Origin of the sequence: Streptomyces sp. NPDC094032 (genome assembly GCF_040303965.1) — a bacterium.
Lineage (GTDB): Bacteria > Actinomycetota > Actinomycetes > Streptomycetales > Streptomycetaceae > Streptomyces.
The window spans coordinates 17,732-32,324 of sequence record NZ_JBEOUE010000032.1 but is presented as its reverse complement, the minus strand read 5'-3'; the positions used below and the strand labels follow the sequence as shown (position 1 = coordinate 32,324).

Here is a 14,593-nt window from a genome sequence, read left to right as displayed (position 1 = left end):
GACGTCAGCCGCCGAGGCTCCGTCTGCTGCGCGCGTTGATCTCGGCGGCGCGGGCCCGCAGCTCCCGCATGGGCGTGGCGAGCTGCACGTCGGCGGGCTCGGCCTCCCACTCGTGGCCGCCGTTGACGGGCCGGATGAGGAACACGCCGGAGACGCTGTCGACGTAGAAGCCGACCCGCCCGGTGGCGGTATCACGGACGAGGTCACCGACCTCGGGCACGGGTTGCACGCGTTCCCTCCGTCCCGGTTCGCAGAGATCAGATAGATACACCCAGAGAAGCCCTGAGACCCACCCCTGTCAACGCATCTCTAGAGATGTCCCCCGAAGGATGGATCGGCGGCGCGGGACGGCGCACAGGTGTACACCACCCCGCAGAACCGGGCCGTAGGGTGTCCCGCAGACGGAAGGGAGTGGTCCACCCATGACTGACCAGGACAGCGGTCGTCGGCCCAAGTACCAGCGCATCGCCGACGAGTTGAGAACCGCGATCCAGTCGGGTGACTTCGCGCCGGGCGACCGCCTCCCCGGCGAGAACGATCTGATGGCCACCTACGACGTGGCCCGGATGACCGCCCGCCAGGCCCTGTCCGTCCTGCGCAACGAGGGCCTGGCGGAGGCCCGCAAGGGGGCCGGGGTCTTCGTCCGCACGTTCCGCCCGCTGCGCCGCCGGGGCATCCCGCGGCTCGCCCACGCCCACTGGGGCGCGGGCCGTTCGGTCTGGTCGGCGGACATCGGGGACCGGTCCCTCCTGGTGGACCGGATCGAGGTCCGGGCCACCGCGCCCGCGGGGGCGCGGGTGGCCAGAGTGCTCGGCCTCGCCTCGCCGGACGCGGCGGTCTGCGTGCGCAGCCGGCGCTTCGTGCTGGACGACAAGCCGGTGCTGTTCTCCGTCTCGTACCTCCCCGCGACGCTCGCCGAGGGCACGGCGATCACGGAGCAGGACACCGGCCCCGGCGGCACCTACGCCCGGCTGACGGAGCTGGGCCACCAGCCGGTGCACTTCCGCGAGGAGATCCGCTGCCGGATGCCGACGGCCGAGGAATCGGCGCTCCTGGCGCTGGAGTTCGGCACGCCGGTGATCCTGATCAGCCGGACCGCCCTGACCGAGGCGGGAGTTCCGGTCGAGCTCAACGAGATGACGCTGGACTCGGCTTCGTACGTCCTGGAGTACGACTTCGACGCGTGACGGCGAGGAGCGGTTTCCGGCCTTCCCGGCCTCCCCCGGCCATTTCCGGAACGCCGTGCGGAAGTTGTGAAGACCGTGCGTATTCTGTGTCCGCGCCGGGTACCCGTCGGGGCGCGCCCGGCCCGGCACCACCACATCCGCCCCACCACGCACGCCCAAGGGACACCCATGCTCCGTACGCGCACCGTCGCGGCCGCCGCCGCTGCCGCCGCAGCCGGCCTGCTCCTGCTGCCCTCGCCCGCTCAGGCGGCCGGCTCCGTCCACCTGTACAAGATCTACTACGACAGCCCGGGCAAGGACACCCGCAGCAACGCCAGCCTCAACGCCGAGTACGTGCAGATACGCAACACCACCGGCGCGGCGGTCAACCTGCGGGGCTGGACGCTGACGGACGCGTCGAACCACAAGTACACCTTCGGCAACTTCACCCTCGGCAAGGGCAAGACGGTCACCGTCCGCACCGGCCGGGGCACGAACACGGCCGCCAACCTCTACCAGGGCCGCGGCGCGTACGTCTGGAACAACGACCGGGACACGGCCACGCTGCGCAAGTCCAACGGCGCGCGGATCGACACCTGCTCGTACAACTCGACCCGGGTCGACTCCGTCATGTGCTGACGGCCGGACCGGCAGCCTTGTCCGGGCTCTCCTCGCGCTGCGGGGGGAGCCCGTACTGCTGCAACTCGCTGTTGACCTGCCCCCCGAGGGTCATGACATTGAGCGTGGCCGAGTTCTCGCTGGCGATGGCCTTCTCGACTCGCGCGACGAACGTCGTGAACGAGTCCCGGTCCGAGAGCCGGTCGTAGGGCCCGACGCGCGCGGCGAAGTAGACCCGCTCGTGCCCCAGGAGCTGCTCGGTCGAGCGGTAGTTCTTCCACTGCTCCCGATAGCGGTAGACGCTCTCCAGCGAGACGGACGCCACCACGACGAGGCTGAGCACGGTCGCGGTCATGCGCGCGAACGCCAGGTCGAGGTTGACGAGGACGGGCACCAGAGCGCCCCCGACCACCGAGACGGTACGCATCCGCAGATGCATCGCCTTCATCTTCGTGGCCTTGCGGTCGTACCACTCCTGGTACTGCGCGAGCCGGGTCTCCAGATACGCCTGCGGCGTCATCTCACCGCGCTGCGAGCCGACTTCCGGCGCGTCCCCCACCTGATCCATGCGGGGAGTACACCGCCGCCCCCGCCCACCCGTCAACCCGGTTCGGAACCGCTCCCGGAACAACTCCACGGGCGCAGCTTCTCCGGATTCCGCACCACCCAGATCCGCCGCACCCGCCCGTCGTCCTCCCCGAGGTCGAAGGCGGCGACGGTCACGGTGACACCACCGACCTGGGCGACAAGCCCGGGACGCCCACTGACCGACCGTTCCAGGAGCCGCAGTCCGGGAGCCTTGCCCGCGATGAACAGCAGATAGTCGGCGATACGCGCGCCGCCCTCGACCGGCCGCAGGACGGTGCCGACGAGCCCGCCGCCGTCGGCGGTCATGACGGCGTCGGGATCGAGCAGCCCGACGAGCGCCTCGATGTCCTTGGCCTCCCAGGCCTCCTTGAACTCCCGCACCACACCGGCCTGCCCGGCCACGGCGGGCCCGGCGGAAGCCTTGGCGGCCCCGATCCGCCGACGCGCGGAGGAGGCCAACTGCCGACAGGCCGCGGGACTCCGTCCGACGACCCCGGCCACTTCGCCGAAGGGAAAGGCAAAAACATCATGCAGAACAAACGCGACCCGCTCGGCGGGCGTCATCGATTCGAGGATGACGAGGAAAGCCATGTGAACGGACTCGTCCAGGGTCACCCGGTCCGCCGGATCGACGGCCGCCCCGCCGCCCCACTCCGTACGGTCGGGCAACGGCTCCGGCAGCCAGGCCCCCACATACCGCTCCCGCCGCACCCGCGCCGACCCGAGCTGATCGAGACAGACCCGCCCCGCCACGGTGGTCAGCCAGGCCCCCGGCACCCGCACGGCCGCCCGCCGCTCCGGCGCCATCGCGTACCAGCGCGCGTACGTCTCCTGGACGGCGTCCTCGGCCTCGGCGACCGACCCGAGCAGCCGGTACGCGAGATCGGTGAGCCGCCGCCGCTCCGCGAGAAGCACGCAGTCGACACCCCCGTACACCCCACTCATACGCCCCCCGCCTCACATTCCCCACGCCTACGTCGTCGAACTACCGAGAAGGTACCGACCCCCCGCGAAACGACAGAACAGAGGCCCAAGAATGCCCACGAGAACCCCGGCAGCCACCACCACCACGTTCCTCCGCGTCACGGCGGCCCTCCAGACCCTCACCCTCTTCTTCCAGGCGACGACGGCAGGCATCCTCCTGACCTCTTCGCACGGCGAGCTGCTGCACGGCATAGGCGCCCGCGTGATGTACGGCGCGTCGATGCTCTACCTCCTGGCGGCAATCCTGTCCTGGCGCCCCGGCGGCAACCCCCCACGCCCCATCCTCTACGCCACCACCTTCCTCCTCCTCGCCTCGGCCCAGGTCATCCTGGGCATCGCCCACGTCCCGTCGGTCCATGTCCCGCTCGGCGTCCTGATGTTCGGCCTCAGCGTCCTGGCCCTGGCGGCCCACGGAGCACGGAGAAGCCCCCGACCGTGACCGGTCGGGGGCTTCTCGTCATGGTGGGCGCGGACGGTTTCGAACCGCCGACATCTGCTTTGTAAGAGCAGCGCTCTACCCCTGAGCTACGCACCCGTGGAGTGAACCCACAGGGTACATGGCGGACGGGTGGGCATCGCAAACCGAATAGGGAGGGGGGTGGGCGAACTGTGGGGGTCGTGTCTTCGTCAGTAGGGGGTGGGAGAATGTAGCGGACCGGGCAGGGCGGACACAGCACGGGAGAGGGAACGTGGCGGCGACCGAGGACAGGGGCGGGGCGACGCCCGGGATCACCAGTGCGGTTCGGCTGGGGCTGGTGCTGCCGCTGCTTGTCGTCGCGCTGCTGCCGCAGGCCTTCGCCGGGGGTGGGACGCGGCGGTGGTTCGGCGGGCGGGACGAGAGCCGGCGGGCCGAGGCGCAGGCCGCGAAGGACGCCGCCGCTGCGGCCTTCTACGAGCTGGACACCGCGCAGCGCGGGCTGCGGATCTCCATCGAGACGATCACCGCCGCCGACGACTCGGCGGACGCCGGGCGGGCCGTGGAGGGGTTCGCCGCGCTCGGGCGGCGGATCGACGAGGTCAGTCATGTCTATATCGGTGCAGTTGATGGGCATGATCTCGATCGGGATGAGCTCGATGCCGGGGCCGCCGGGAGGGCCAAGGCCGAGTTGGAGCGGGCGCGTGACGAGCTCGTGCGGGTCAAGGGCGAGCTCGACCGGTTCGAGCAGGGGCTCGCGCCGCTGCTCGACCGGGCGGAGACCCAGCTGGCCCGGCTCGCCCCCGCTGTGGAGCGGGCGCGGCAGGCGCTGCGGGGCGCCGCCGTCGCGCTCGACGGCACGCGGGAGCAGGGGTTCCGGGCGGACGATCTGGCGCGGCGGCTCGCGCTGCTCGGGCCCGAGCTGACCCGGCTCAACGAGGGTGCCGGGCGGCACGGCGTGGCCGAGACGCTCCAGCGGGCCGACCGGGTGCTCCGGGAGGCCGAGGCGGTGCGGGCCGAGGCGACCCGGGTGCCCGAGCGGGCCGCCGAGATCGACAAGCGGCTCGTCTCGCTGCGGACCCGCGCCCAGGCCCTCGCCACCCGCGCCGACGGCGTCGAGCCGGTCCTGTCCGAGCTGCGCCGCCGGTTCTCGGCCGCCTGCTGGCAGGACCTCCAGCACGTGCCCGAGCAGGCCACCGCCGCCGCCCGGCAGGCCGAGGAGCGGCTGGCCGAGGCCGCCAAGGCGCGCGACGAGCAGCGCTGGCCCGACGCGACCTCGCTGCTGGCCACCGCCCGCGCCCTGCTCAACCCCGCCGACGAGGGCGTCGCCGCCGCCGGGGAGCGGCTGCGCCGTCTGAACGCCGTCGCCAAGGACCCGCAGGCCGAGATCGACCGCACCCGCTTCGCCGTACGGGACGCCCAGCGGCTCGCCATGGAGGGGCGCACCACGCCCGACCCCCGGCACGCCGCGCCCCTCGACGAGGCCGTGGCCCGGATCGACCGGGCCGTGGCGACCCTGGGCGACGGGCGCCACCCCGACTACTGGGCCTTCCTCAACGAGCTGGAGGCGATCCGGGCCGGGGCCGGGCAGGTCGTCGAGCGGATCCGGGAGGAGCGGGGGAAGGCGTAGGGGTACGCCGTGCGCCGTGCGCCGTAACCTGTGTCCATGCCTCGTTACGAGTACCGCTGCCGCACCTGCGGCGACACCTTCGAGCTCAGCCGTCCCATGGCCGAGTCCTCCGCCCCCGCCGCCTGCCCCGCCGGGCACGACGACACCGTCAAGCTGCTCTCCGCCGTCGCGGTCGGGGGGACGAAGGGCTCCGCCCCCGCGCCCAGCGGCGGCGGAGGCGGGTGCTGCGGCGGGGGCTGCTGCGGGTAGAGAAGCAGCAGGCCTGGCCGGGACTGATCCGGCCGGCAGGTCTAACTGTCCAGGTAGCGCAGGACCGCCAGCACTCGCTTGCTGTAGCCCTCGCTGCGGCCGGTGAGCTCCAGCTTGTCGAAGATCGCGTTGATGTGCTTCTCCACCGCGCTCAGCGACACATGCAGCCGTGCCGCCACGGTCGCGTTCGTGTGGCCCTGCGCCATCGCCGCGAGGACCTCGCTCTCCCGTGGCGTCAGGCGGGCCAGCGGGTCGGTGTGCGAGGAGTGGACGAGGAGGCGCCGGACGACCTCCGGGTCGAAGGCGGTGCGGCCCTCCCCCACCCGGTCCAGCGCCTCCAGGAACTCGTCGACCTGCGCCACCCGGTCCTTCAGCAGATAGCCGACCCCGGCCCCGGCCGCGTCCGCCGCCCCGGTCAGCAGTTCCGTCGCGTACCGCTTCTCCACGTACTGCGACAGCACCAGCACGCCCACCTCCGGCAGCGTGCCGCGGATCTCCAGGGCGGCGCGCAGGCCCTCGTCGGTGTGGGTGGGCGGCATCCGGACGTCGACGACGACCACGTCCGGAGGGTCGGCCCGGACCGCGACCAGGAGTTCCACGGCCGTGCCCACGGCGGCCCGTACCTCGTGGCCCTCCTCGGCGAGCAGCCGTACCAGCCCCTCCCTCAGCAGGGTCGAGTCCTCGGCCAGCATCACGCGCACGGCAGCTCGGCCCCGATCACCGTCGGGCCGCCCGCCGGGCTGTGCACGCTCAGGCGCCCGTCCAGCGCCGCCACCCGGCTCGCCAGACCGGCGAGGCCACTGCCCGCCGGGTCCGCGCCGCCGCGGCCGTCGTCCCGTACCCGTACCTCCAACGTCCCGTCCTTCCCTGTGACCTGTACGTCCACGGCGCTCGCGCCCGCGTGCTTGACCACGTTCGTCACCGCTTCCGCGACCACGAAGTACGCGGCCGTCTCCACCGGCTTCGACACGGGCCGGGGCACCGCGAACGCGAGCCGCACCGGCACCGGGCTGCGCTCGGCGACCGCTTCCAGGGCGTGCCGGAGGCCCGCCTCGTCCAGCACCGCGGGGTGCACCCGCCAGGCCACCTCGCGCAGTTCGGCGAGGGCCCGGCGGCTCTCCTCGTGGGCCTGGCGCAGCAGTTCGGCGGTGCGCTCGGGGTCCTGGCCGCGGCGGGCCCGGCCGATGAGCATGCCGAGCGCGACCAGGCGCTGCTGCACCCCGTCGTGGAGGTCGCGCTCGATGCGGCGGCGTTCCTCGTGGACGACGTCCATGACCTCGGCGCGGCTCGCGGCGAGTTCGGCGATCCTGGCCTCCAGCGCGTCGGCCTGGCTCGGCCCCAGCATCCGCACGGCCAACTCCGCCTCCATACGGGCGACTTGACCGATGCCCTGGGCCGAGAGGTAGAGCAGGAGGAGTCCGCCCGCGCCGCCGAGGGCGACCATGAGCGGCTGCCGGACGTCGACCAGGAGCCAGCCGGCCAGCGCGAAGCCCGCGTACGCGAGGCCGGTCGCCGCGCAGGCGAGGACCACTCCGCCCAACAGGCCGACCGGGCAGCGCGCGGCCAGGTACGGGAGGGTGCGCTCCGGCCCGTACGGCGGGAGCCGCACGCCCAGCAGACGGTCGAGCCGCCACCGTTCCGCCCGCACGACCCGTCCCGCCGCCCGCGCCACGGCCCGCCGCCCGCGCGGCGACACCATGAGGGGCAGCAGGAGCAGCGCGGCCACGCCCTCAAGGACCGCCCCGACGGCACCGAGCGCGAGCCCCGCGACGGTGCGGGCGGCCCGGGCGGCCCAGGCGGCCCGGCCTGCCCCACCCACCGCGCCGGTCCCGCCGGCCCCACCGGTCCCACCGGTCCCCTCCGAGGTCCTCATGATCGTCCACGCTAGCGCGCCCCCGCCTCCCGCACCCTGCGGAAAACCGCACCCCTTCCGTACGGGCGCCCCCAGTCCCCCGCGCCCCCGGAATTCCTAGCGTCGACGGCATGGAGCAATGGATGGCGCAATGGATCAACACGCTGATGGACACGCTCGGCGCCCCCGGCGCGGGCCTCGCCGTCGCCCTGGAGAACCTCTTCCCACCGATCCCGAGCGAGGTGATCCTGCCGCTGGCGGGGTTCGCCGCCTCCTCGGGGCGGATGGATCTGATCGCCGCCCTGCTGTGGACGACCGCGGGTTCGGTCGTCGGCGCGCTCGCCCTGTACGCCCTGGGAGCGCTGTTCGGACGGGAGCGGGTGATCGCGGTGGCCGCGCGACTGCCGCTGGTGAAGGTGGCGGACATCGAGCGGACGGAGGCGTGGTTCGCGCGGCACGGCGCCAAGGCGGTGCTGCTCGGCCGGATGGTGCCGATCTTCCGCAGCCTGATCTCGGTGCCGGCCGGGGTGGAGCGGATGCCGCTCCCGCTCTTCCTGGCGCTCACCACCCTCGGCAGCGCACTGTGGAACACCGCCTTCGTCCTCGCCGGCTACCTCCTCGGCGAGAACTGGGAGCAGGTCACCGGCTATGTGTCGGTCTACTCGAAGGCGGTGCTCGGTGTGGCGCTGGCCGCGGTGGTCTGCTTCGTCGCCGTGCGGGTCGTACGGGCGGTCAGGCCGGGTCCGGGAGTGCGGCGGGCGCGCCGTTGAGGCGGGGGCTCGTGTGGGCTGCGGCCGCTGCGCGGAAGCGGCGCAGGATCTCCTCGCCCGCTGCCACGCCTCGCTCGGCCAGGGCCTCCACGTGGGGTGCCGTCCAGTCGGCGTCGGCGAGTTCGCCGTGGCCCGGGCGCCAGGCCCGGTCGGCGGCGAGGAGCAGGTCGGCGTCGAGGAGGGAGTCGCCGGCGGCGAGGGTGAGGGTGGCGCCGGTGCGGCGGGCGACTTCGCGTACGGCCGCGCTCTTGGTGAGCGGTTTCGGCACGGCGTACACCTTGCGGCCCTGGAGGGAGACCGTCCAGCCGCGCTCGCCCGCCCACTCGGTGAAGCGCGCGAGCCACTCCTCGGGCAGCCGCTCCCGTTCGACGACCAGGTAGGCGAACAGGTCCTCGGCGACGCGGTGCTTGCGCACCCAGGACAGGTCGGTGGTGGCGGTGAAGTAGGCCCGGACCTCGGCGAGCGGGGCGCAGGACTCGGCGACCCGGCGGAGCACCTCGGCGTGCCAGTCGGGGTCGGAGACGCCGTCGACGAGCAGGTGCCCGCCGTTGGCGCAGATCGCGTACTTCGGCGGGGTGTCGCCGGGCAGCCGGATGCGCTGGTACTGCTTGCGGGTGCGGGTGGTGGTCGGGACGAAGACCGTCTCGGCGGCCAGCGCCCGCAGTTCGCCGGCGGCCTTCTCCGTCACGTACGAGAGCGGCTTGGACTCGTGGACCTCGACGCACAGCAGCCGGGGCGCCTGCGCGTCGGGCATGCCGAGGGAGAGGGCGGCCGTGGAGTAGATGAGGGTGCGGTCGAGGTCGCTGGCGACCAGGACGGTGGGCTTCGGGATCGCGCTCATCGGGACATCACCGCCGTGCCGTCGGCGCCGGTCGCGCCGCGCGTGTAGCGGGGGTGGATCAGTCCGACGCAGCTGTACGGCAGGTCGTCGACCTCCTCGACCGGTACGCCCCGCTGTTCGGCGAGCAGCCGTACGTGGGCCAGGTCGGCGCCCGCGCCCCGCTTGGCCAGGATCTTCCAGGGGACCCGGCGCAGCAGCACCCGGGTGGTCTCGCCGACGCCGGGCTTGACCAGGTTGACGTCGTGGATGCCGTACTCCTCGCTGATCCGCTCGACGGCGCTCCAGCCCTCCCAGGTGGGGGTGCGGTCGGTGGCGAGGAGCCGGGTGACGTCCGCCTCGACGTCGGCGGCGACCTCGTCGAAGCGGGCGGCGACGGCGTCGAGGAAGGCCTCGGAGACGTCCGCGCCGGTCAGCTCCCGGTAGAACTTGGCGCCGTGGAAGTCGTGCGGGCCGACCAGGTCGGAGCGCAGGACCGTGCGCGAGATCAGGCCGGAGACGGTGGAGTTGAGGCAGGCGGACGGGATGAGGAAGTCCTCGCGGGTGCCGTAGACGCGGACGCAGGAACCGGGGTCGGCGAGCACCGCGACCTCCGGGTCGAAGCCGTCGAACTCCTTGAGCGCCTCGGCCAGTTCGCGGGTGATGGCGCCCTTCCCGGTCCAGCCGTCGACGAAGACGACGTCGGCCGGGTCGTGGTGGGCGGCGAGCCAGCGCAGCGCGTTGGCGTCGATGCCGCGCCCGCGCACGATGGAGACGGCGTAATGCGGCAGCTCCAGGCCGTGCCGGTGGAGCGCCCAGCGGCGCATCAGGACGCCGACGGGGGTGCCGGCCCGGGCCAGGGAGACCAGGACGGGGTGCTTGCCGCGCTCGGCGAGGACGGTCTCGGTGACGGTGCCGACGGCCCGGGCGATCCGGGCGGCGGAGCCGTCCAGGGCGGCCTGGAACAGCTTCTGGTAGTGCTCGTCCGGCTGGTACTCGACCGGCAGCGACTCGGCGTAGTGCGCGCCGCCGCTCTGGATGGCCTCCTCGCGCTCCTCGGTCGGGGCTTCGAGCTCGACGTCCGAGAGGTCCTGGAGCAGCCAGCCGACCTCCTCGGGCGCGTACGAGGAGAAGGCGGGGCCGCGGAGGGGCTCGGGCAGCATGGAGCTCCTTTCGGGAGCTTCGGTGACCTGGGGGACGTACGAGGGGACGACGGCCAGCACGACCCGCGGTATGTGGGCGGCGAGCTGGGCGAGCAGCCCGTCCGGCGCGTGCAGCTCCGGGGTGTCGGCGACCGAGTCGACGACGGCGACGACCGCGTCGAAGCCGCCGCCGGCCACGTTGTACGCGTACCGCTCGCCGGGCCCGTCGGCGGGGGCGTCGTGCGCGGGGAAGACCAGCCGGGTGCGTATGGCGTAGCCGGGGTCGTCGACGGCGAGGACGGGCGAGCGGGTGGTGGTGGAGTAGCGCACCTCGGCGGCGCCGGTCCGCTCCAGCTCGCCGGCCAGGCGCAGCGGCGCGTACATGAGCTCCTCGAAGCCGAGGACGAGGACGCGTGCGGGCCGCCCGGCGGGCGCGTCGGGCAGCTCTCCCGCTATCCGTGCCGCCATCCCGGGCAGGGCCGCCTCCAGGTGCTCCCGGTGCTCGGGCGTGAAGCCGTGCCGACCGCCGTCGGGGACGCCGGACGGCCAGTCGAGGCGGACCCGGGCCGGGGCGGGGCGCGGGGCGCGCGGGGCGGGGACGGCGGGGGCCTCGGCCTCGTGGCGGGCGACGAGCTCCTGGCCCTTGGCGAGGACGCCGTCGGGGAGGTCCACGGTGCCCGCCGCGAGGGTGATCAGGTCGACGCGGGCGCCGAGGGCGTCGGCGAAGGCGGTGAGCCTGGCCCGGTCGGCGGGGGTGCGCATGTCGACGAGGGCGACGACCACGTAGCGGTCGCGCGGGTGGCGTTCGTGCAGGTCACGGATAGTGTTGAGGACCGTGTTGCCGGTGGAGAACTCGTCGTCGACGAGGACCAGCGGGCCGTCTCCGGCGAGCAGCTTCGGGTCCTCGGGGAGCAGCAGGTGGGAGGTGGCGTGGGAGTGGGACTCCTCGAAGCCGCCCGCGGTGGCGACGCCGTCGACGGGGCGCCGGGTGGAGTGCAGGTACGGGGCGACGGCGAGGCCGTCGGCGACGCTGTGGCCGAGGCCGGTGGCAGTCTCGGCGTACCCGAGGACGACGGCGCGGGCCGCCTCCTCGTCGCCGAGCAGCCGCCGTACCCGTACGCCCAGGTCGTAACCGGCGTCCCGGACGACCGAGGGGCGCTGGGGCACGTGTTTGCCGAGCACGTTGGAGACGAGCAGGTGCGCCCGCTTGGGGTTGCGGCGCAGGGCGAGTCCCAGCAGGCCCGGCAGCTTCTCGTCGCCGATCAGTTCGACGCCCAGTCGCTCCGCGACCCAGGTTCCCGACCACACCGATTCCATCAGGTCCATCGGTTCCATCGGTTCCATCGGTTCCATCGGAGTCAGACAGCCTTCCGTCAGCCGGCCAGGCCGGCGGTGAGCAGCTCCACGAAGCCGACGTCCTCGCGCGCGACGCCGAAGACCTCGGCGCGCAGCAGGGTCCGTTCGGCCCACGCGCGGTGCGGCTTCACCTCGTTCATCTTGTTGGTGTACGCGGAGCGGAGCACCCCGCCACCGCCGCGTTCCGGCCGCAGGATGTCCTGGGCGTCGCCGAACTCCTCGTGGCTGACCACGGAGAGGGCGTGCACCGGCCAGACGTGGGTGGGGTGGATGCAGGTCTTGCCGAGCAGGCCGTTGGCCCGGTCGAGTTCGATCTCGCGCAGCAGCCCGTCGAGGTCGTGCTCGATGAGCGCGGTCCGCAGGTCCTCGGCGCGGCCCTCCAGGAAGGGGCTGCGGCGCAGCTGGGGCTTGAACATGCGCTCGCCGGGGCGGAAGTACTCCCAGACGGGGCCGGTGATCGTGAAGCCGGTGCCGTCGGAGCGGCCGAGGACATTGACGACGTCGGCGATGACGTTGGCGACCAGCTTGACGTCGTACGCGGTCATGTCGGGCGAGCGGCGCAGGCCGTAGTTCGAGCAGAAGTCGGTGACGCCGAGGCGCAGGGCGAGGACGCGGTCGCGGTACTCGCCGGTGATCGAGGCGATGCCGGCCAGGGTCTCGGCCCGGGTCTCCAGGTGGAGGAGCTCGGGGGACTCCAGGACGGGCATGGCGAAGAGCCGGCGGCCGCAGTCGCGCTCGGCGACGGCGAGCGCTTCGAGGAAGGCGCGGCCGCGGGCCTCGGTGAATTTGGGCAGTACGAATCCGGACAGCAGGCGGACGGTCTCGCCGAGGCGCTCGACGAGGTCGGTGATCTGCCGGGGTTCGCGGACCCGTATGAAGAGCAGGGGCACGTCGGCGCCGTCGGGACCGCTGCCGGCGGCGAGGTCGGCGAGCTGCCGGACCAGGTTGTCCTCGCCCGCCTCCACCTCGGCGTCGCTGATGGAGTCCTCCAGGCAGAGCACCATGGAGGCCACTCCCCGGGCGGCCTGTTTGCGCACATCGTCGGCGAGCCGGGGCCGGGTGGCCGGGCTGTAGAGCGTGGCGCCCAGGGCCACGGCGAGCGTGCGCGCGGGAGAGCCGCCCGTGAACTCGGCCGGCTCCTGGTGGAACAGCCGGGCCCGCGCTGCGGCCGGGATGTGCCCGAAATGACGCATGTATCTCCCCCGACTGGCCTGGGAGGCCCTGATGACATGTGGCCGGTAATAGTACGTAGACGAGGGTGTCCGGAGTTCCCCACGTGCGTGAAGTTCAGGTAACTCGTCCACATCCGGCCCCCCACGTTGTCCGGAAGGTGTCCGGGCAGGAATGATGCAGGGCATGACGCACGCGATGCTGAAGGGCTCCAACGTCCCTCTCGACACCGCGGCCGTACGGGCCGTGCTCCGCTGGACTCCGGGCCCCGGGGTGCCCGACGTGGACGCCTCGGCGCTGCTGCTCGGCGTGGACGGGCGGGTGCGGTCCGACGAGGACTTCGTCTTCTACAACCAGCCCCGGCACCCCTCGGGCCTGGTCCGCAGGCTGCCGCACAAGAAGCGGGTGCCGGAGGGGCTCACGGACACGGTGGAGGCCGACCTGGGCGTGCTCGACGCCTCGGTCGACCGGGTGGTGCTGGCGGCCTCGTCGGACGGTGACACCTTCCGTTCGGTCTCCGACCTGCGGATCCTGGTGTTCGACGCGACGGTCGGCGGCGCGGACCTGGGCCCCCTGGCGGTCTTCGACGTGTCGGCGGAGACCGGCGAGGAGACCGCGATCATCTGCGGTGAGCTGTACCGGCGCGGCGAGGGTTGGAAGTTCCGGGCGGTGGGCCAGGGCTATCCGACGGGCCTGGTGGGTCTCGCGACGGACTTCGGGGTCTCGGTCGACGATTCCGTCGACTCCGGGGCCGAGGACGACGGGCCCCGGGACGCCCCGGTGCCCGGCCACGACCCGGACGCGACGATGGTGCGGCCGGTGGAGGCCGGACCGGCTCCGGTGGGCCCGCCGCCGGTCCCGGCGGTGCCGCCGCAGCCGACGGCTCCCCCGCTTCCGGTGACGGCCCCGGCCCCCGGCCCCGTCCCTGCCGGGGCGCCCGGGTACGGCTATCCGCAGCCGGTCCGCGAGTTCCGGATGCCTCCGATGGGCCCGCAGTTCGTCCGGTGACCCCGGTGACCCCGGTGACCCCGGGCGTCGGCGGGAGCCGGCGCGGGCCGGGCGGGCCGTACGGGCGTCAGGTCTTCGACTTGTAGCCGCGGCCCCACTGGAGGCCCCAGCCGTACAGCCGGTCCAGCTCGGCCTGGAAGCCGTACACGAACCGCACCTCGCGGCGGACGGTCAGCTCGCCCTTGACGTTCTCGACGCTGAAGACGGCGCAGGAGCGGGCCTGCGGGGCGTGCTCGTCCAGCTCGATCTCGATCCGCGGGCCGTTGCTCGGGTAGAGCGTGACCATGGCGTGGGTGCGGTCGAAGGCCGGCGTCTGGTCGTAGATGTAGACGAAGAAGAGCAGCCGCTTGATCGCGTCGACGTGGTCGAGGTTGACGAAGATCGTCTCGCCGGAGGGCGCCCCGAAGCGGTCGTCGCCGCTCAGCCGCACGTACGGCGGCTCGTTCAGCTCGCCCATGAAGCCGCCGAGCGGCTGCACCACGCCCTTGCTGCCGTCGGCCAGCTCGTAGAGGCAGCCGAGGTCCAGGTCGACGTTGACGACGCCCTGGGTGTGCGCCATGACCTCCTCGGGCTTGAAGAGCCGCGAGGGGTGGCGCAGCAGGCCGCCGGAGCGGCGGGCGCGGCCCTCGATGTCGGAGGTGCGCATGCGCCAGGAGAGGTTGACCCGGAGGTTGCCGGTGGCGGCGCCCTGTTTGGTGAGGGAGATCGTGGGGCGGCGTCTGGTCAGGTCGACGGAGTGGGACGCGTGGCCCGTGTCGAAGTCCTCCGCCCTGCCCGGAAACAGGTTGTCCCAGAAGGCCATGGCCTCCACCCCCCACTCGTCGCCCA

The 14,593-nt window shown here is 73.2% G+C and carries 16 protein-coding genes and 1 tRNA gene; 7 read left to right on the top strand and 10 right to left on the bottom strand.

Annotation, left to right across the window (positions count from 1 at the left end):
* Nucleotides 1-4 precede the first annotated feature (4 nt).
* Complete coding sequence (locus ABTZ54_RS31415; protein ID WP_351669703.1) at nt 5-229, bottom strand: hypothetical protein; 225 nt, start codon at nt 227-229, stop codon at nt 5-7.
* 193 nt (nt 230-422) lie between these two features.
* On the opposite strand from ABTZ54_RS31415, the gene ABTZ54_RS31410 reads away from it, so the two are divergent.
* The gene (locus tag ABTZ54_RS31410) at nt 423-1,187 is read left to right on the top strand and encodes a GntR family transcriptional regulator (protein ID WP_351669700.1); all 765 of its coding nucleotides are present in this window, start codon (nt 423-425) and stop codon (nt 1,185-1,187) included.
* A 168-nt stretch (nt 1,188-1,355) separates the two neighbouring features.
* On the top strand, nt 1,356-1,805 hold the full coding sequence (locus ABTZ54_RS31405) for a lamin tail domain-containing protein (RefSeq protein ID WP_351669697.1): 450 nt from the start codon (nt 1,356-1,358) through the stop codon (nt 1,803-1,805).
* Here the strand turns inward: ABTZ54_RS31405 and ABTZ54_RS31400 are convergent.
* On the bottom strand, nt 1,795-2,352 hold the full coding sequence (locus ABTZ54_RS31400; protein ID WP_351669694.1) for a DUF4231 domain-containing protein: 558 nt from the start codon (nt 2,350-2,352) through the stop codon (nt 1,795-1,797). The genes ABTZ54_RS31405 and ABTZ54_RS31400 overlap by 11 nt on opposite strands.
* A gap of 32 nt (nt 2,353-2,384) precedes the next feature.
* Nucleotides 2,385-3,317: an RNA polymerase sigma factor SigJ gene (gene sigJ, locus ABTZ54_RS31395; RefSeq protein WP_351669691.1), complete on the bottom strand. Its 933-nt coding sequence runs from the start codon at nt 3,315-3,317 to the stop codon at nt 2,385-2,387.
* A gap of 91 nt (nt 3,318-3,408) precedes the next feature.
* Between sigJ and ABTZ54_RS31390 the strand changes: the two genes are divergently transcribed.
* The gene (locus tag ABTZ54_RS31390; RefSeq protein WP_351669688.1) at nt 3,409-3,795 is read left to right on the top strand and encodes a hypothetical protein; all 387 of its coding nucleotides are present in this window, start codon (nt 3,409-3,411) and stop codon (nt 3,793-3,795) included.
* 21 nt (nt 3,796-3,816) lie between these two features.
* On the opposite strand, the gene ABTZ54_RS31385 is transcribed toward ABTZ54_RS31390, so the two are convergent.
* Nucleotides 3,817-3,891 (bottom strand) — tRNA-Val (locus ABTZ54_RS31385).
* 154 nt (nt 3,892-4,045) lie between these two features.
* Here ABTZ54_RS31385 and ABTZ54_RS31380 point away from each other — a divergent pair.
* Nucleotides 4,046-5,401: a hypothetical protein gene (locus tag ABTZ54_RS31380; RefSeq protein WP_502997345.1), complete on the top strand. Its 1,356-nt coding sequence runs from the start codon at nt 4,046-4,048 to the stop codon at nt 5,399-5,401.
* Nucleotides 5,402-5,437: 36 nt separating this feature from the next.
* Complete coding sequence (locus ABTZ54_RS31375; protein WP_351669686.1) at nt 5,438-5,650, top strand: FmdB family zinc ribbon protein; 213 nt, start codon at nt 5,438-5,440, stop codon at nt 5,648-5,650.
* 41 nt (nt 5,651-5,691) lie between these two features.
* Here ABTZ54_RS31375 and ABTZ54_RS31370 read toward each other — a convergent pair whose 3' ends face one another.
* Nucleotides 5,692-6,342: a response regulator transcription factor gene (locus ABTZ54_RS31370; RefSeq protein ID WP_351669841.1), complete on the bottom strand. Its 651-nt coding sequence runs from the start codon at nt 6,340-6,342 to the stop codon at nt 5,692-5,694.
* Entirely contained in the window at nt 6,342-7,523 is a 1,182-nt protein-coding gene (locus tag ABTZ54_RS31365; protein WP_351669684.1) for a sensor histidine kinase, read from the bottom strand. The genes ABTZ54_RS31370 and ABTZ54_RS31365 overlap by 1 nt, the downstream gene beginning before the upstream one ends.
* A gap of 122 nt (nt 7,524-7,645) precedes the next feature.
* Here ABTZ54_RS31365 and ABTZ54_RS31360 point away from each other — a divergent pair, with 122 nt between their 5' ends.
* Nucleotides 7,646-8,272: a DedA family protein gene (locus tag ABTZ54_RS31360; protein ID WP_351669682.1), complete on the top strand. Its 627-nt coding sequence runs from the start codon at nt 7,646-7,648 to the stop codon at nt 8,270-8,272.
* Here the strand turns inward: ABTZ54_RS31360 and ABTZ54_RS31355 are convergent.
* From ABTZ54_RS31355 to ABTZ54_RS31345, 3 genes are read right to left on the bottom strand one after another with little or no spacing between them, the layout of a single operon-like run.
* Nucleotides 8,235-9,113, bottom strand: coding sequence for an HAD family hydrolase (locus ABTZ54_RS31355; RefSeq protein WP_351669680.1), 879 nt, complete (start codon nt 9,111-9,113; stop codon nt 8,235-8,237). The genes ABTZ54_RS31360 and ABTZ54_RS31355 overlap by 38 nt on opposite strands.
* Complete coding sequence (locus ABTZ54_RS31350; RefSeq protein WP_351669838.1) at nt 9,110-11,548, bottom strand: phosphoribosyltransferase; 2,439 nt, start codon at nt 11,546-11,548, stop codon at nt 9,110-9,112. The genes ABTZ54_RS31355 and ABTZ54_RS31350 overlap by 4 nt, the downstream gene beginning before the upstream one ends.
* 56 nt (nt 11,549-11,604) lie before the next feature.
* Nucleotides 11,605-12,780 (bottom strand): HpcH/HpaI aldolase/citrate lyase family protein, encoded by a 1,176-nt coding sequence (locus tag ABTZ54_RS31345; RefSeq protein WP_351669678.1) that lies wholly within the window; start codon nt 12,778-12,780, stop codon nt 11,605-11,607.
* A gap of 154 nt (nt 12,781-12,934) precedes the next feature.
* Between ABTZ54_RS31345 and ABTZ54_RS31340 the strand changes: the two genes are divergently transcribed.
* Nucleotides 12,935-13,765, top strand: a complete 831-nt coding sequence (locus ABTZ54_RS31340; RefSeq protein WP_351669835.1) for a TerD family protein — start codon at nt 12,935-12,937, stop codon at nt 13,763-13,765.
* Between the two features lie 67 nt (nt 13,766-13,832).
* On the opposite strand, the gene ABTZ54_RS31335 is transcribed toward ABTZ54_RS31340, so the two are convergent.
* Nucleotides 13,833-14,567, bottom strand: a complete 735-nt coding sequence (locus ABTZ54_RS31335; RefSeq protein WP_351669676.1) for a TerD family protein — start codon at nt 14,565-14,567, stop codon at nt 13,833-13,835.
* Between the last annotated feature and the right edge of the window lie 26 nt (nt 14,568-14,593).

Coding starts and splice junctions, on each gene's coding strand:
- ABTZ54_RS31355 (WP_351669680.1), bottom strand. CDS start 9,113: ATGAGCGCGATCCCGAAGCCCACCGTCCTGGTCGCCAGCGACCTCGAC.
- ABTZ54_RS31360 (WP_351669682.1), top strand. CDS start 7,646: ATGGCGCAATGGATCAACACGCTGATGGACACGCTCGGCGCCCCCGGC.
- ABTZ54_RS31405 (WP_351669697.1), top strand. CDS start 1,356: ATGCTCCGTACGCGCACCGTCGCGGCCGCCGCCGCTGCCGCCGCAGCC.
- ABTZ54_RS31375 (WP_351669686.1), top strand. CDS start 5,438: ATGCCTCGTTACGAGTACCGCTGCCGCACCTGCGGCGACACCTTCGAG.
- ABTZ54_RS31400 (WP_351669694.1), bottom strand. CDS start 2,352: ATGGATCAGGTGGGGGACGCGCCGGAAGTCGGCTCGCAGCGCGGTGAG.
- ABTZ54_RS31365 (WP_351669684.1), bottom strand. CDS start 7,523: ATGAGGACCTCGGAGGGGACCGGTGGGACCGGTGGGGCCGGCGGGACC.
- ABTZ54_RS31390 (WP_351669688.1), top strand. CDS start 3,409: ATGCCCACGAGAACCCCGGCAGCCACCACCACCACGTTCCTCCGCGTC.
- ABTZ54_RS31345 (WP_351669678.1), bottom strand. CDS start 12,780: ATGCGTCATTTCGGGCACATCCCGGCCGCAGCGCGGGCCCGGCTGTTC.
- ABTZ54_RS31350 (WP_351669838.1), bottom strand. CDS start 11,548: ATGGAATCGGTGTGGTCGGGAACCTGGGTCGCGGAGCGACTGGGCGTC.
- ABTZ54_RS31335 (WP_351669676.1), bottom strand. CDS start 14,567: ATGGCCTTCTGGGACAACCTGTTTCCGGGCAGGGCGGAGGACTTCGAC.
- sigJ (WP_351669691.1), bottom strand. CDS start 3,317: ATGAGTGGGGTGTACGGGGGTGTCGACTGCGTGCTTCTCGCGGAGCGG.
- ABTZ54_RS31370 (WP_351669841.1), bottom strand. CDS start 6,342: ATGCTGGCCGAGGACTCGACCCTGCTGAGGGAGGGGCTGGTACGGCTG.
- ABTZ54_RS31340 (WP_351669835.1), top strand. CDS start 12,935: ATGCAGGGCATGACGCACGCGATGCTGAAGGGCTCCAACGTCCCTCTC.
- ABTZ54_RS31410 (WP_351669700.1), top strand. CDS start 423: ATGACTGACCAGGACAGCGGTCGTCGGCCCAAGTACCAGCGCATCGCC.